This window comes from Pseudomonas marginalis (assembly GCF_900105325.1).
In the GTDB taxonomy this organism is placed as follows: Bacteria; Pseudomonadota; Gammaproteobacteria; order Pseudomonadales; family Pseudomonadaceae; genus Aquipseudomonas; species Aquipseudomonas marginalis.
The window spans coordinates 1-15,459 of record NZ_FNSU01000003.1; the positions used below are offsets into that span (position 1 = coordinate 1).

Sequence of the window (15,459 nt, forward strand, 5' to 3'; positions counted from 1 at the left end):
GAGGCCTCAATGCGGCTGAATGTGGCGGCATCAGCGGTGAGCCGGCAAATTTCCAAGCTTGAGTTGGCCCTGGATGCCAGCCTGTTTGAGCGTCGCGCCCGCGGCATGGTGCTCAGCGAGGCGGGGGCGCGACTGGCGGCGTATGCGCGCAAGTCGCAGCTTGAGGCCGAGCAGGTGGTGCTGGAAATTACCGAGCTGCACGGCTTGCAACGGGGCCATGTGCATGTTGCCTGTTCGGAAGGATTTGCCCTGGAATACATGCCCAGGAGCATCAGCGCGTTCAGGCGTGAGTATCAGGGCATTCATTTTACGTTGGAGGTCTGTGCGCCCGCTGAAGCGACCGAGAAGGTTCGCTCCGGTGAAGCCGACCTGGCGATGACGTTCAGCCTGACGCCGCAAAAGGAAATCAAGGTCGAACATGTCCTGAGCGGGGCGATTTTGCCGTGGTCTCCAATGCCCATCCCTTGGCCGGGCGGGAGTCTGTCAACCTCGCCGAGTTGCAACCCTGGCCCATTGCGTTACCCAAGGCCGACACTACGATACGGCAACTCTTCGACATCTGTTGCGGCGTCCAGGGGTTGTTGTTCGACCCGGTATTGACCACCAATTACGTTGCCGCGCTCTACAGTTTCGTCCGTGAAGAGGGAGGCATCAGCCTGGCCAGCGAAATGACCTTGCACCAACAGGTGGCGGACAAACAGTTGCAATGCTTGCCGATCCTTGATGAAGGCATGCAGGCGCGGCGCATCGAACTGCAAGCATGGCTGGGCGCAATCTACCGCGGCGGTTTCGGCGTTCAGGGATTTTCTGATCGCTGAGCTGGCGAAGGCGAAGCGGCTTTGAAAAGATGAGGTTATTGCAGCGGCCCCACCACTTGCCGATAGCGTTCTTCCCCCTGCGGCGTCTGGCGGGTCAGGCTGATTTCCAGGCCGATGGGATCGGCTTTACGGTTGCCGGCCAGCTGACGCCAGCCTTGGCCCGGTTCCCAGATGCGCACTTGCAGGTCGCTGACACCGGATAAGACGGCCACTGCTTTTTTGGGCGCAGGCAACGGATATCGATCACTGGCTGCGGATGTGGCGCGGTACAGCGTGTCACCCTCCAGCCACCAGCGCACCCGTTTGCAGACCGTTTTCGGGAAGGGCTGCGTTACGAATCACGTTCAGTTGAAAATCATGCTGGTCGGAGCTGCGAACGCTGATTGCGGCGAGCCCGTCGGGCTGTTCGTCATCGTTCAAGGCTGGCGTTCTCAGTTCAACGCTGGCGCGCAGGGCCAGGTCGCGGTCCAGCTGGTTGAGTGTGCGCAACAACGCTTCGGTTTGCTCGGTGCTGGCCTGCAGATGGCTGTCGGCACGGCTCACGCTGTCGAGGCGCGCCAGGCAATCAGGCTGACAATGGCCATCAGCATGATCGCCACCATGACTTCAATGAGGGTAAAACCGTGCTGGTCTGTTTTCATGGTTGGTTCGCCACGCGTATTTGTCCTGTCGCCGTGCGGTGAAGGGTGAGGCGGTGCTGGCCATCCGAGAGCTGCAGTTGCAAGGGCGAGGCAAACCATTCGGCATTCAGTACCACCGGTTGCCTGGGGGTTACACGTACGCTCATCGAGGGTGTTTCCCAGGCACGGGGACGCAGTTGCGGGTCGCTCATGAAGTGATCCCAACCCTCGCCGGGCGCGTTGCGCCGACTGAAGCGAAACCCTTTATTGTCGGCCCGCCACGTGATGGGGCGGCCGTCGGCCGGGCTTCGGCCTGGCGATCTGCAGCATCTGGACCACGCGGTTGGCGTCCTTGCGCAGCAATTGCAACGGGTCGGGTTTGATGCTCAGGCTGATCGCCGCTGAGGCGATGCCGATGATCACCAGGACCACCATCAACTCGATCAGGGTGAAGCCTTGCTGATTGGCCTTGGTCATGACACAACGCTCCTTCGTCGTGGGTCTCTCCTGTAGACTGCCCGGCAGGACAACAAGGAGGTTTTGTCGTGGTCGCTATTTTTCGTTTGACCGCGCCGCAAGTGGTGCAGGCAGTGGCATTGGCCACGGCATTCGCGGGTGTGTGGTCTGGTCTTCAGTGTTGCTGACGTCGCCGAGTCCCAGGTGCCGCAGTCGAGCCGCCGGCTTTGGCCGCTCGCCCGGATACCCCGGCGTTGCAGTGGTTTTCCCAACCAGCCGGCGACGGTGGACATCAAGGTCTCCGGCCTGATGGCGGGCGCGCGCGGGGCGGTGGCGATCCTGAGCCTGAACGAGGGGCCGCCGCGCAGTTTTCGGGTGGGTGAGTCGTTGGCCCAGGGTGTGCGCCTGGCGGCGATCGAGGGCGATGCGGTGGTGATTGAGCGGGGCACGCAGCACACCCGCATTAAGGTCAGCACGCTGCCGGACTGGTGGTGCTACCGCGCTTGACCCGACCCTGAACGCTCATTGGGGCGTTGCCTTCGGCGGGTTGAGCAGCGTTTCCACCCGCGCCAACGGTGGCGCCTCGCGCTTGCGCTCCGACACCTGCAGGGTGACGCGCATCAGGCGTCCATCGGCGCTCGGTGCGATGCTCTGCTCGCAACGCAACTGCAAGCGGCCCTGATCACAGTCAAACGCTTTGTGCCCCTGGGCAGGCGTCCCTCCAGGCGCAGTTCGGCGAGCCTGCCCTGGGCCGACAGCAGCGCCATCGAGCGGTCGCGCAGCAACCCATTGCTCTGGGTCATCAAGCCTGCAACGCGGACCGCCGCCGCCATCGCCACGGCAATGATCGCCAAGGCCACGAGCACCTCGATCAATGTAAAACCTTGCTCCTTGCGCGACAGCTCCATGGGTCACTCTTGGCGTAAAAACACGCCGTAGAGTAGCACTCAGAGAGCCGCGGGCAGCGGCCAATTATTTTTGCTATCCAGATAGTTAGTTTTGTTACACTGCGCGCCGAATTAGGATCAAGCCAAGGATGGTGGATATGGATTTCGCGCGCATCAAATATGGGCCTCGCGCCCGCCACGCTCAGCAAGGGTTCACGCTGATCGAGATCATGGTGGTGGTGGTCATCCTCGGCATTCTGGCGGCGATTGTCGTGCCTAAAGTGCTGGACCGTCCGGACCAGGCCAGGGCGATTGCGGCCAAGCAGGACGTTGCCGGCCTGATGCAGGCGCTCAAGCTTTATCGCCTCGACCACGGCACCTATCCCAACATGAACCAGGGCCTCAAGGTATTGGTCGAGCGCCCGGCAGATGCAAAAAATACCAACTGGCGTTCTTATCTGGAGCGCCTGCCCAACGACCCCTGGGGCCGTCCTTACCATTACTTGAATCCCGGCGCGAACGGCGAAGTCGACATCTTCTCCCTCGGTGCCGACGGACAGCCTGATGGCGACGGTGTGAATGCCGATATCGGATCCTGGCAGCTCTAAGCGCGGCCATGAAATCACACTCGCCCACAGGGGCGAAACAGCGCGGCATGGCGATTATCAGCGCGATGCTGATCGCGGCGGTGGTCGCTGTGTTCGCCGCCGGCATGCTCGCCCGCCAGAGCGTTTTTACCCGTTCACTTGAGGCCGAGCAGGCGCGAGTGCAGGGCAGTGCATCACTGCTGGGCGGCCTGGAAGTCAGCCGGCGATTGCTTCGGGACGCCCGCGAGCAGGATGTGCTGACGCGGCTTGACCAGCCATGGGCCCGGCCGATCAACGCCGCTCAGGACGGCGAATTCGAAGGCCGCCTTGAGGACCTGCAAGGCAAGTTCAACCTGCGCAATTTAATCGCCCAAGAGTCTGTTGATCTCGGGCAGATGCGCAGCTTTGAGCGGTTGTGCGAGATGATCGGTGTCGAGGCCCGCCTGGCGCAGCGCATCAGCCAACGCGTGATTGCGGCCTACCCACATAGGCCGGTTGCCTCAACAGTGGGGCAGCCGCCCCCGCCATTACCCGCCACCCAGCCGATGCTGCGCAGTCTTGATCAATTACGCGGTATCGAAGGCCTCAATGAGCGGGTCTTGGCACGGCTGGAGCACTACGTCAGCATTCTTCCGGTCAACACCTGGGTCAACAGCAATACGGCCAGCGCGGAGGTGCTGGCCGCGGTGGTGCCGGGTTTGTCCTGGGCGCAGGCCAAGGCGTTGGTCGCCGAGCGCGATCGCGGCCAGTGGTTTATCAATCGCGGCGACTTCGTTAACCGTGCGCGATTGCCCAACCTGAACGTGGATGAACTCAATGTCGGGATCACCAGTGAGTGGTTCCTGCTCCAGGGTCAAGCCCGCCGCAATCAGCGCCGTGTGCACCTGGCTGCGCTGCTGCATCGTCCGGAAGACGCAATGCCCAGGGTGATCTGGTCGAGGCTGGGCGTATGACGCGCCTGCGTCTTGCCTTGCCGCCGCTGGAGTCCTTGACGTCGGACACCGAGCTTGAGTTCGCGCAACTGGACCGCAAGGGGCACGTCAGTCATACCGGCATCAGCACCCTTGGCCAGCTGGGACAACAGGTCAAGTCTCAGGCCGTCGAGTGTTTCCTTCACCCCATGGACACGGTACTTACGCGCATTGAACTTCCGCCGCTGTCAGCGTCCCGTATCGATGCGGCCGTTACCTGCGCTGCGCAGGCCTTGATCCTGGGGCCCAGCGAGCAGATGCATGTGGCGCACAGCGCTCGAGATGCCGATGGACAGGTGCACCTGAGCTGGCTGCCCAAGGCTGTACTGGATCGCCTCGATCAGTTGCTTGGCCTGCACGGATTGAAGCTGGGCGGCCTGTATCCAGCGCCTTACCGCTTAGCCGTGCCAGCGGCCGGGCAGGTCAATGGGTGTGTGGTAGAGGGCCAGTTGCTGCTGCGTTTCACCCTCGCCCATGGGGCGGTGGAACCGTTGGTTGAGGACCGTCTGGAAGCGCTCGCCGCCACCGGCGAAAGTGTGCTGTGGCCCGTGGACCATCAGCGCTGGAGCGGCGCTGCCCCTGGCTGGGGATTGCACGCCGGGGTCGGTCGGCGCACTGCACAGGCGGCCGGTTGGGGGCGGGCGTTGGGCTGTTGTGCGTTGGCCGTGGGTGTCTGGGTGGCCGGGCTCAACCTTTACGCCGCCCGCGAGGTTGCGCAAGGGCAGCAGCTCAAGCAGCAGATGAGCCAGCGCGTGAAGCACGCATTTCCCGAGCTGCCGGTGATTCTCAACCCTCTGCAACAGGCTCGCCAGCAGTTGGCGAACCGGCAAGGGGGAGGGCCCGCGCAGCTCAATCACGACTTTGCTTACCTGGTGCAGCAAGCCGCCATGGCGCTGCCGTTCATGGCCGGCAGCGTCCAGCGGTTGACCTTCAGCGAGCGCCAGTTGCAGCTGCAGATGACCGCCGAAGCCACTCCCGCTGCCGACGGCGCTGTACAGGCTGCGCTGAGCCAGGCGGGACTTTCCGCCCACCGCAACGAGCGCATCTGGACGCTGAGTGCGATGGCCGAACCCGCGTCGGGAGAGGGTGATTCCAGCGTGGAAAACGACGATGAATAATCCGAGACTGATGGCCTTCAAAGGGCGCTGGAAAGCGCTGGCCCCGCGGGAAAAAACCATGCTCAGCGGTGCGGTGGTGTTTCTCGCCAGCCTGTTGGTCTGGCTGTCGCTGATCCAGCCAGCGCTCAAGAACATTGACTATTGGCAAGCCGAAACCCCGAAGCTGCGCGCCCAGAGCCAGGCACTGGCGCTGTTGCTTCGCGGGGTCACCACGCCTGTCGGGCTGGACCTTGAACACTCATTGCGGCAATCCCTCGACGCCGCCGGACTGGCGGGGCACTACCGGTTACAGGCCCAGGATGCGTCCTGGCAACTGACACTGGACTCGGCCCCCGCCGATGCGGTGCTCGGCTGGTTATTGAGTGACCCAGGGCAATTCTCGCTGGACGTGGTGGAGGCTCGTTTGCAGCGCGCCGGCGAAGCCTCGGTCGACAACACGGCAGGCACTCTCACAGGAACCGTCCGTATGGATCGGATGCACGGCGCTAAGGAAGCATCATGAAGTGGTCAGGTTCCCATTATGTCCGTACGGCTGCGCCGTTTCTGTTGCTCGCACTGAGTGCGTGCAGCGCGCAGCCCACGGCGGATTTACCCCAGGACAGTGAGCTCGGCCTGCCCCTGGCCACCACCCAGCGCAGCGGCGATGCCCTGGTAGACCGGCAGCGTGCGCAAGTGCAAATCGAACGGCAGTCGCGGCCCTTGCACAAGGTTACCAACCCCACACGTGGCAGCGGTGCCGGTCACAGCGGCGTGGCGCCGAGCAAACCCTTGGGCGATCAACCGGTCACGCTGAATTTCGTCGAGGCCGACATTCAAGCCGTGGTGCGGGCGTTGTCCCGTGCGACGGGGCAGCAGTTCCTGGTCGACCCGCGCGTCAAGGGCTCCCTCACGCTGGTTTCCGAAGGGCAGGTGCCGGCGCATCAGGCCTACGACATGCTGCTGGCGGCACTGCGCATGCAGGGCTTCAGCGTGGTGGATGTGGGCGGTATCGCGCACGTGGTGCCCGAGGCCGATGCCAAGCTGCTCGGCGGGCCGATCTACAGTGCCGACAAGCCGGGCGGCAGCGGCATGCTCACGCGCACCTTCCGCCTGCAATACGAAAACGCGGTGAACCTGATCCCGGTACTGCGCCCGATCGTTTCGCCAAACAACCCGATCAACGCCTATCCGGGCAACAACACCATCGTTGTCACCGACTACGCCGAGAACCTGGCGCGGGTGGCGCAGCTTATCGACGGCATCGACACACCGAGCGCCATCGACACCGACGTGGTGCAGGTTCAAAACGGGATCGCCGTGGATATCGCCGAGATGGTCTCGCAACTGCTGGAGCAGCCGGGCAGCGATCCGACGCAGAAAATCACGGTGGTGGGCGACCCGCGCTCCAACGCGATCGTGATTCGTGCCGGCAGCCCGGAGCGAACCGAGTTGGCGCGTAACTTGATCTACAAGCTGGATAACGCCCAAGCCAACCCAAGCAATTTGCACGTGGTGTACCTGCGCAACGCCCAGGCCGCGAAACTGGCGCAGTCGTTACGCGGTTTGCTGACCGGTGAAAGCGACAGCGGTGGCGGTGACAATGCGCGGTCGGCCCTCAGCACAATGGGTGCCAATATCTCCGGCAGCCAGACCGGGCAGGGCAGTGGCCAAGGCAGTACCACCAGCGCCAATGAGTCGGCGCAGACGAACAGCAGCTCGAGCAGCCAGGCCGGCGGGCAAACGAATGAGCAAAACGTCGCCTTCACCGCCGGTGGCGTGACCCTCCAGGCCGACTCGACCACCAACACCTTGCTGATTTCTGCCCCGGAGCCGCTGTACCGCAACCTGCGTGAAGTCATCGACATGCTCGACCAGCGCCGCGCCCAAGTGGTGATTGAAAGCCTTATCGTTGAAGTCGGCGAGGACGATGCCAATGAGTTCGGCGTGCAGTGGCAGAGCGGCGACCTGGCCGGCAAAGGCGTGATTGGCGGGACTAACCTGGGCGGCGCGGGGTTCAACCTGAATGGCAAGACCAGCGTTGACGTGCTGCCCGGCGGGCTCAGCCTCGGCTTTATCAACGGTACCGTGGATGTGCCCGGCATTGGCAAGGTCATGGACCTCAAGGTGTTGGCCCGCGCGCTTAAAAGCAAAGGCGGCAGCAACGTACTGTCGACGCCGAACCTGCTGACCCTGGATAACGAGGCGGCCAGTATTTTTGTTGGCCAGACTATCCCGTTTGTCAGTGGCAGCTACGTGACCGGTGGCGGCGGTACCAGCAATAATCCGTTCCAGACGGTCACCCGTGAAGAGGTCGGCTTGAAGCTGAATGTGCGCCCACAAATCTCCGAGGGTGGCACGGTCAAACTCGATATTTACCAGGAAGTCAGCAGCATCGATGAGCGCGCGTCCAGCAGCGCCGCGTCGGCCGGGATCGTCACCAACAAGCGCGCGATCGACACCAGTATTTTGCTCGACGACGGGCAGATCATGGTCCTCGGCGGCCTGCTCCAGGACGGTTACAGCCAGAGCAATGAAGCCGTGCCGTGGCTGTCGAGCATTCCGGGGCTGGGTGTGCTGTTTCGCAATGAACGCCGGGCGGTCACCAAGACCAACCTGATGGTGTTCCTGCGCCCGTATATCATCCGCGACAGTGGGGCCGGGCGCGCGATCACCCTGAACCGCTATGACTACATGCGCCGTGCCCAGGGCCATTCCCAGCCGGAACACAGCTGGGCGATGCCGGATGTGCAGGCGCCGCAGTTACCGGCGGTGGAGAAGGGGATTCCGGGCGGGCAGCAGCAGGGGCCGAGGGCGGTGATTCGGGCGGTGCCGGTTTCTGGGGGGCGACCGTGAACATTTTGACCGTGTACATATCCATTCCTGCGGTAACGGCCACCTATGGTTCCGCTCTTACAGCGGGTCACTTTTGGAAGGACCCAAAAGTAACCAAAAGGTCCTCGCCCCACCACTCGGCACCTCGCCTAGGCTCGGTGTGCCCGAACGCAGGCTTGAATCCGTGGGCCGCCGTCATGGGCCATCCCTGGCCCAGGACGGCTAACCCGGCGTCCTGCCGGGTTACCCACGGATTCAAGCCTGCGTTCGGCCAGCGTGGTTTTACGGGGCGCCGAAGATCAAGATCAAAAGCGGCTCGCTTCGCATCGCGGGTACGTTGTTTTGTGACCGCGCTCGGTCAGGAAGATGTCTTGTGAGCCTTCTCCCTTACGCCTGGGCCAAATCCCAACGCATCCTCCTGCGTCCCGGCGACGACGGCATGCTGCTGACCGTCTGCCCCTCCACCCCCGGTTGGTCGATCAGCGAAGTGCGGCGCCAGTTCGGCCAGTCGCGGGTTGAGCAGGTACGCGACGATGAACTCGACGGCCTTCTCGCCAGTGCTTATGCCGATACGGGCAGCGCCGCCGCCGTGGTGGGCGCGGCAGAGAACGAGGTCGACCTCGACCGCCTGATGCAGGACATGCCCGAAATCACCGACCTGCTCGACACCCAGGATGGCGCGCCGGTGATTCGTATGATCAACGCCTTGCTCACACAGGCAGCGCGGGACGAGGCCAGTGATATTCACATCGAGCCCTATGAAAGCCATTCGGTGGTGCGCTACCGCGTCGACGGCACGTTGCGGGATGTGGTGTCGCCGCGCAAGGCGCTGCATGGTGCGCTGGTGTCGCGGATCAAGATCATGGCCCAGCTCGATATCGCCGAAAAACGCCTGCCCCAGGACGGGCGTATCGCCCTGCGCGTGGCCGGGCGGCCGATTGATATTCGCGTGTCGACCGTGCCCACCGGGCATGGCGAGCGGGTGGTGATGCGCTTGCTCGACAAGCAAGCCGGCCGTCTGCAACTGGAAACCCTCGGCATGGCGCCCTCGGTACTGGCCAGGCTCGATACCCTGATCCGCCAGCCCCACGGCATCGTGCTGGTCACCGGGCCCACGGGCAGCGGCAAGACCACCAGCCTGTACGCCGCCCTGGCGCGGCTGGATGCGAGCACCAGCAATATCCTCACCGTGGAAGACCCGGTGGAATACGACCTGCCGGGCATCAGCCAGATCCAGGTCAATGCCAAGATCGACATGACCTTCGGCCTGGCGCTGCGGGCGATCCTGCGCCAGGACCCGGACATCATCATGATCGGTGAAATCCGCGACCTGGAGACCGCGCAAATCGCGGTGCAGGCCTCGCTCACCGGGCACCTGGTGCTGGCGACCCTGCACACCAACGATGCGGTGTCGGCGGTCAACCGCCTGATCGATATGGGCGTCGAGCCGTTCCTGCTGGCCTCGTCACTGCTGGGCGTGCTGGCGCAACGCCTGGTCCGCCGCCTGTGCCCGCATTGCAAACAGGAAGACCCGGCCGCGCCCGGCACCTGGCACCCGGTGGGCTGCGCGCAGTGCAACCAGATCGGCTACAGCGGGCGGACCGGTATCCATGAATTGTTTTGCGTCGACGACGAGGTGCGCAGCCTGATCCACCAGGGCGCCGGCGAGCAGGATCTGCGCGTGGCGGCTCGCCGCGCGGGGATGTTCAGCATGCGTGAAGACGGCGAGCGCTGGGTGCGCAGCGGCGCCACCGCGCCCGAAGAAATCCTGCGCGTGACACGGGACGCCTGATGAATCGCTACCGTTTCGAAGCCGCCGATGCCATGGGCAAGATCGAGAGCGGACACCTGGAAGCCGACAGTCAGCGGGAGGCGTTCGGGATTTTGCGCCGGCGTGGCTTGACGGCCTTGTCGGTGCACCTTGAGCAAAATACGGCCTCGGGGGCTGGCGCGGGCCTGTTCAGCGCCAAGCTGTCGGACAACGACCTGGCCTGGGCCACGCGGCAACTGGCGAGCCTGCTCAGCGCCAGCCTGCCACTGGAGGCCGCGTTGAGTGCCACGGTGGAACAAGCCGAGCGCAAACACATCGTCCAGGCCCTGAGTGCGGTGCGTGCCGATGTACGCAGCGGCATGCGCCTGGCGGATGCCTTGGCCGCGCGGCCACGGGACTTTCCGGAGATCTACCGCGCGCTGATTGCGGCGGGGGAGGAGTCCGGCGATCTCGCCCAGGTGATGGAGCGGTTGGCCGACTACATCGAAGAACGCAATAACCTGCGCAGTAAAATCCTCACCGCGTTTATCTATCCTGGAGTGGTAGGGCTGGTCTCGATCGCCATCGTGATCTTCCTGCTCAGCTACGTGGTGCCCCAGGTGGTCAGTGCGTTTTCCCAGGCGCGCCAGGACTTGCCCGGGCTGACATTGGCGATGCTCAATGCCAGTGATTTCATTCGCGGTTGGGGTTGGCTGTGCCTCAGTGCTTTGATCGCGGGTTTCTGGGGCTGGCGTGTGTACCTGCGCAACCCGCTGGCGCGTCTGGGTTGGCATCGTCGCGTGTTGCGCCTGCCGCTGATCGGGCGTTTTGTACTTGGGCTCAATACCGCCCGCTTTGCCTCGACCCTGGCGATTCTCGGCGGCGCCGGGGTGCCGCTGTTGCGTGCACTGGAAGCGGCCCGCCAGACCTTGTCCAACGACTGCCTGAGCCAAAGCGTGAGCGACGCCACCGCCAAGGTGCGCGAAGGCGTCAGCCTGGCCACGGCGCTGGCAGTCGAGAAAGTATTTCCACCACTGCTGATCCACCTGATCGCCAGCGGCGAAAAGACCGGCTCGCTGCCGCCGATGCTCGATCGCGCCGCGCAGACACTGTCCCGCGATATCGAGCGCCGGGCGATGGGTATGACCGCACTGCTGGAGCCACTGATGATCGTGGTGATGGGCGCGGTGGTGCTGGTGATCGTGATGGCGGTGCTGTTGCCGATCATCGAGATCAACCAACTGGTGCAGTAGCAAAAAAGCCCTCGTCACCGAGGGCTTTTCATTTCACGAAGGTGACACCGCTGCTTAGAGCTTACCGGCGCCGGCCTTGGCCTTGACGTCGGCGGCGACCTTATCGGCAGCCAGCGGAGTGTAGCTGTACGGTGGGGTCCAGCCGATGCTCGAACTCCACGAGCAGCTCAATGCGCTGCCGTTGAGGGTCGAGCCGGTGTCGCGGTAGACGCTGCCACCGTAATCGCCGGCGATCTTGTCGCAACCGCTGATACCGGCGATCTCGAAGGCGTTACGCTCGGAGAAGATCTTCGAGTTCTTGCCCACACCGTGAGCGTACGAGAACGGGTACACCTTATGGCTGGTGCTGCCCACATGGTAGTTGTTGTACAGATGCACCTGGCCGAAACGCACGCGCGGCGCACGGGCAGAGATATTCTCAAACAGGCTGTTGTGGATGGTGACCTTGAGCTTGCCGTCGTCGGTGGTGCGGCTGTCGCTGGAACCGATCAGGTTGTTCTTCTCGTGCGACTTGAACGCCGAGTACGAGATGGTCACGTAGTTGGCGCCGTTTTTTACATCCAGCGCGCCGTCGTGATGCTGCTTCGGACGGCCGTTGGCACTGCCGTTCTGGTCATCGGTACGGCGGCCATCGGTGAAGGTCACGTGATCGACCCACACGTTATTGGCGCCCTCGATGGTCAGGCCATCGTATTCCGAGTTCCAGTTGCCGGCGCTGCCGTCCGTGGGGTCCCACTTCGGCTCGGGATCCCAAGGGTTTTCGATGGTGATGTTGCGGATGATGACGTCGTTTTCCTTGGCATAGAAGAAACCCTCACGGATCTCGGCATTGCTGGTGGTACCGACGATGGTGGTTTTGCCAGGAATATCCAGGCGACCGCGTACCTTCATATCAGCAGTCGTCGTATAAGCCTTGCCTTCGCTGATATCGATGATGCCGGTGATCTTGATGATGCGGCCGTTGGTGCCCACCGACGCGCTCAGTGCGGTTTTCAGCTCCGCCGCGTTTTTTGCCGTGTAAATATTATTCGCCGCAGCTCGCGAGCCGCCCTTGGTGCCGCCGTTCTGAGTGGCCCAACCAGTGGTGGCCGAATCCAGCCAGATGTCCGCGGCATGCGCAGGAACGCTGGAAAGCAGCAGGGCACCGATAACGGCACTGGCCAGTTTTGAGGCAGTGAAGGTTGAGGGGGTTGTCATGAGTAATCAGATCCTTGATTAACTTGAGTGTTTAAACGCGCACAGGCATGCGCGTTTCTCGAGCGGACGTCCTTGCCACTGGTGCAGCGAATCGAACGTCCGCTGCATGAGAAATACTATCATGCGTGTATTCGTTGTCGTACAACTGTTTTTAAAATTAACGAGTAAAAAGTTTTATTGACTAAAACAAAATATCGGATAATTATTCCTGTGCATCTGCTCCCATGCAGAGTCATCTTCAGGGTTATCCCGATGAGCCTTAAAACCCCGTCTGTACTGGCGACTCTTTACGTCGAGGCCAATGAGTCGTGCTTTGCAACCCACGTGGCACCTGTGCTGATGCAGGGCTTCCCGGCCGAGCCGAATCACCGGGTAACGTGGCACAACTGGATGCGCGCGCCCTTCAGCCAGTGGGGGTTCCGTCATCTGGCGCGGCTGCGTCCCACGATTGATGTGGCGGCGGGTTCAAGGCCTGCCGGTCAGCTCAAGGAAGCGCCCACAGCGCTGGACCCGCTGTGTTTCGACAGCGAATGCGGGCTCAGCATCAGCGTGATCGAACACCTTGTGGCCAGCCAGACCGACGCTTTTTTAGTGATGCAGGGCGACACGGTGTTGTTCGAGCGCTACTTCAACGGCCAGCGCGCGGATGACCGGCACATCATGTTTTCGGTGACCAAGTCGCTGATCGGCACCCTCGGCGAACAACTGGTTTCCAACGGCATGCTCAAGCCTGAGCTGTCCGCCGCGTACTACGTGCCTGAGCTGGTGGGCAGTGCGTTTGGCGATGCCACCGTGCGCCAGTTGTTCGATATGGCCGTGGGCATCGACTACAGCGAGGTGTATGACGATCCCGCCTCCGAGAGTTCGCAGTACGGTTATGCCTGCGGTTTCCAGCCGGCACCGGCGCCATACGCCCAGTTTGAATCGCTGTACCAATACCTGCCGTCACTGAAAAAACGTGGCGCACACGGCGGCTTTTTCCATTACGTGACCGCCACCACCGAAGTCCTGGCATGGGTCATGGAACGTGCCTCGGGCCAGGCGTGCAGTCAGATGTTGGAACAGATCTGGGGGCGCTTGGGGTGCGAACGCGACGGTTATTTCATGGCCGATCCCTGGGGCCGTAACGTTGCCGGGGCGGGCTTCAGTGCCACCTTGAGAGACATGGCGCGCTTCGGTCGCCTGCTGGCCAACGACGGTCGCCAGGACGGGGTCGAGCTGTTGTCGCCCGAGACTGTGGCGCGTATCGCCGCCGGTTCTGATCCGGCGATCTACGCGCAAAATGCCGAGTTCTCCAGCTGGACGCCGGGTGCGTCCTATCGCAGCCAGTGGTACGTGTTCAACGACCACAGCCAGGCCCTGATGGCTGGGGGGATCCACGGCCAATACCTGTTTATCGATAAGCCGTCCGGCGTGGTGATCGTCAAGCAATCGTCGCTCACCGATGCAGTCAGCCCGTTCGATAACGACAGCGTGCGCATGCTGCGCGCGATCGCCGCCCACCTGAGTCGCTGACCCACGCCCAAAAAATAAGAGTCTTGCGTTCTATTCACCTGGCTTGCCCAGGTGTTGGCGGCGCTCTGCGTCGCCATTGACTGCCCTGTAACAACAATAATTCCACAGGAGCTTCTTATGGTTTTCACCAAGCGTTTTTCCCGAGCGCTGTTAGCGTTCGGCTTACCCTTGACCACCCACGTCGCGTTGGCGGGCTACACCTTTGAGGACGGCGATCTCAAGGGTGAAGTCAATCTCACGGCGGGTGGGGCGACGCTGTTTACCCGTGGCGTCAACTTCGGCAGCGGCCAGGTCGATGCACGCAACGGTAAAAACGGCGGCGCCCGGATCAACTGGCAAGAGGTCTACGTAAAGCCGGGGGGCAAGCTTGAGTATGCGTTGCAACCGGATTTCAGCCTGCTCGCGGGCGGTTCCCTGGTGGCGGCGAGCACCTTCGGCGATGGCGATGCGGGAGGCTTCAGCCGCAGTTCCGACGGCAAGGTCGCAGCCGAAGAACTCTACGGCGGTTTTCGCGTCGGCGAGTGGAAGTTCACCGCCGGCCGCCAGAACTACATGATCGGTACGGGGTTCATCGTCATGGACGGTAACCTCGACCAGTACAAGGACGGCGCCTACTGGCTCGGCCCGCGAACTGCGTTCAAGGACTCAGCGATCCTGGCCTGGGATCATGACGCGCTGAAGTCCCAGGCCTTCACCTTGCGTACCGATGACGACTTGGGCGATTTCCGCATGACCGGCGTGAACGTGGATTACAACCTCGATGACCAGGTTACGCTCGGCGCCATGGCCATGAAGGTCAATGCCCTTGGCCCCCGAGGCAGCACGCTGCCGCGCCGTCGGGACGGGATGCAGGTGTACAACGTCAGGGCGCTCAACGCCAAGGTGCCCGTCGTCCAGGCGCTGACCCTGAATGCCGAATACGCGCTGGAGCGCGGCAGCGGCGAGGGTGTCGACTACGATGCCAACGCCTGGTACGCCCAGGCCGACTACGCCTTCAGCACCGTGCCGCTGACGCCGATCCTCGGCTACCGCTACGCGAGCTTTTCCGGCGACGACAACCTCACCGACAACCGGCAAAAAGCCTGGGACCCACTGAGCAAAGGCTTCGTCGACTGGAGCACCTGGCTGGTCGGGGACGTGGTCGGCAACTACCTGCTGTTCAACAGCAACGAAAACGTCCAGCAGTTCTCCCTCAAGACCCACCTCAACGACACCCTGACCCTCGGCGCGATTCACTACCAGTTCTGGCTGGACGAGAAAAACTACATGGGCGCGCCGGTCAGCGATCGGCGCTTTGCTGACGAAAGTGTGGTTTTCCTCGACTGGACGCCCACGCCGTCGTTCTATACGTCGCTGTCCTACAACTGGGTCAAGCCGCTGGCCGCCGCCAAACAGGTGTTCGGTAACGACCAGATGTTCAGTGCGCTGGAACTGTATTTCACCTACCGCTATTAAGTGCTGCGAGCCATCGCGGCC

General features: G+C 62.6%; 11 protein-coding genes and 4 pseudogenes. 11 read left to right on the plus strand and 4 right to left on the minus strand.

Annotated features, from left to right (window positions below):
• Positions 1–843: pseudogene (locus BLW22_RS09470) on the plus strand (LysR substrate-binding domain-containing protein); the annotation flags it as partial.
• 10 nt (positions 844–853) lie between these two features.
• On the opposite strand, the pseudogene gspJ reads toward BLW22_RS09470, so the two are convergent.
• Both gspJ and gspH read right to left on the minus strand, forming a co-directional pair.
• A pseudogene (gspJ, locus tag BLW22_RS35920) lies at positions 854–1,459 on the minus strand (type II secretion system minor pseudopilin GspJ).
• A pseudogene (gene gspH, locus BLW22_RS09485) lies at positions 1,456–1,915 on the minus strand (type II secretion system minor pseudopilin GspH). The pseudogenes gspJ and gspH overlap by 4 nt, the downstream one beginning before the upstream one ends.
• A gap of 138 nt (positions 1,916–2,053) precedes the next feature.
• Here gspH and BLW22_RS09490 point away from each other — a divergent pair.
• A complete protein-coding gene (locus BLW22_RS09490; protein WP_413038068.1) occupies positions 2,054–2,401 on the plus strand; it encodes a type II secretion system protein N in 348 nt (115 codons plus the stop codon).
• Between the two features lie 15 nt (positions 2,402–2,416).
• Here BLW22_RS09490 and gspI read toward each other — a convergent pair.
• Positions 2,417–2,802: pseudogene (gspI, locus tag BLW22_RS09495) on the minus strand (type II secretion system minor pseudopilin GspI).
• Positions 2,803–2,939: 137 nt separating this feature from the next.
• Here gspI and gspG point away from each other — a divergent pair.
• From gspG to gspF, 7 genes are all read left to right on the plus strand, one after another.
• Positions 2,940–3,389: a type II secretion system major pseudopilin GspG gene (gene gspG / locus BLW22_RS09500; protein ID WP_027603442.1), complete on the plus strand. Its 450-nt coding sequence runs from the start codon at positions 2,940–2,942 to the stop codon at positions 3,387–3,389.
• An 8-nt stretch (positions 3,390–3,397) separates the two neighbouring features.
• Positions 3,398–4,321, plus strand: coding sequence for a type II secretion system minor pseudopilin GspK (gspK, locus tag BLW22_RS09505; protein WP_074845788.1), 924 nt, complete (start codon positions 3,398–3,400; stop codon positions 4,319–4,321).
• A complete protein-coding gene (gspL, locus tag BLW22_RS09510; protein ID WP_074845840.1) occupies positions 4,318–5,457 on the plus strand; it encodes a type II secretion system protein GspL in 1,140 nt (379 codons plus the stop codon). Before gspK ends, gspL begins: the two co-directional genes overlap by 4 nt.
• Complete coding sequence (gene gspM, locus BLW22_RS09515) at positions 5,450–5,959, plus strand: type II secretion system protein GspM (protein WP_074845843.1); 510 nt, start codon at positions 5,450–5,452, stop codon at positions 5,957–5,959. Before gspL ends, gspM begins: the two co-directional genes overlap by 8 nt.
• The gene (gene gspD, locus BLW22_RS09520) at positions 5,956–8,289 is read left to right on the plus strand and encodes a type II secretion system secretin GspD (protein WP_074845846.1); all 2,334 of its coding nucleotides are present in this window, start codon (positions 5,956–5,958) and stop codon (positions 8,287–8,289) included. The genes gspM and gspD overlap by 4 nt, the downstream gene beginning before the upstream one ends.
• A 352-nt stretch (positions 8,290–8,641) precedes the next feature.
• Positions 8,642–10,060: a type II secretion system ATPase GspE gene (gene gspE, locus BLW22_RS09530; protein ID WP_074845849.1), complete on the plus strand. Its 1,419-nt coding sequence runs from the start codon at positions 8,642–8,644 to the stop codon at positions 10,058–10,060.
• Complete coding sequence (gspF, locus tag BLW22_RS09535) at positions 10,060–11,271, plus strand: type II secretion system inner membrane protein GspF (RefSeq protein ID WP_065926272.1); 1,212 nt, start codon at positions 10,060–10,062, stop codon at positions 11,269–11,271. Before gspE ends, gspF begins: the two co-directional genes overlap by 1 nt.
• Before the next feature lie 54 nt (positions 11,272–11,325).
• Here the strand turns inward: gspF and BLW22_RS09540 are convergent, their stop codons facing one another.
• A complete protein-coding gene (locus BLW22_RS09540) occupies positions 11,326–12,468 on the minus strand; it encodes a pectate lyase family protein (protein ID WP_074845851.1) in 1,143 nt (380 codons plus the stop codon).
• 252 nt (positions 12,469–12,720) lie between these two features.
• Between BLW22_RS09540 and BLW22_RS09545 the strand changes: the two genes are divergently transcribed.
• Both BLW22_RS09545 and BLW22_RS09550 read left to right on the plus strand, forming a co-directional pair.
• Positions 12,721–13,983 carry a serine hydrolase domain-containing protein gene (locus BLW22_RS09545; protein WP_065926270.1) on the plus strand — a complete coding sequence of 421 codons (1,263 nt, stop codon included), beginning with the start codon at positions 12,721–12,723 and terminating at the stop codon, positions 13,981–13,983.
• A gap of 117 nt (positions 13,984–14,100) precedes the next feature.
• Positions 14,101–15,438 carry an alginate export family protein gene (locus tag BLW22_RS09550; protein WP_074845854.1) on the plus strand — a complete coding sequence of 446 codons (1,338 nt, stop codon included), beginning with the start codon at positions 14,101–14,103 and terminating at the stop codon, positions 15,436–15,438.
• Positions 15,439–15,459: the final 21 nt, after the last annotated feature.

Coding starts and splice junctions, on each gene's coding strand:
- gspG (WP_027603442.1), top strand. CDS start 2,940: ATGGATTTCGCGCGCATCAAATATGGGCCTCGCGCCCGCCACGCTCAG.
- gspK (WP_074845788.1), top strand. CDS start 3,398: ATGAAATCACACTCGCCCACAGGGGCGAAACAGCGCGGCATGGCGATT.
- gspL (WP_074845840.1), top strand. CDS start 4,318: ATGACGCGCCTGCGTCTTGCCTTGCCGCCGCTGGAGTCCTTGACGTCG.
- gspM (WP_074845843.1), top strand. CDS start 5,450: ATGAATAATCCGAGACTGATGGCCTTCAAAGGGCGCTGGAAAGCGCTG.
- gspD (WP_074845846.1), top strand. CDS start 5,956: ATGAAGTGGTCAGGTTCCCATTATGTCCGTACGGCTGCGCCGTTTCTG.
- gspF (WP_065926272.1), top strand. CDS start 10,060: ATGAATCGCTACCGTTTCGAAGCCGCCGATGCCATGGGCAAGATCGAG.
- BLW22_RS09540 (WP_074845851.1), bottom strand. CDS start 12,468: ATGACAACCCCCTCAACCTTCACTGCCTCAAAACTGGCCAGTGCCGTT.
- BLW22_RS09545 (WP_065926270.1), top strand. CDS start 12,721: ATGAGCCTTAAAACCCCGTCTGTACTGGCGACTCTTTACGTCGAGGCC.
- BLW22_RS09550 (WP_074845854.1), top strand. CDS start 14,101: ATGGTTTTCACCAAGCGTTTTTCCCGAGCGCTGTTAGCGTTCGGCTTA.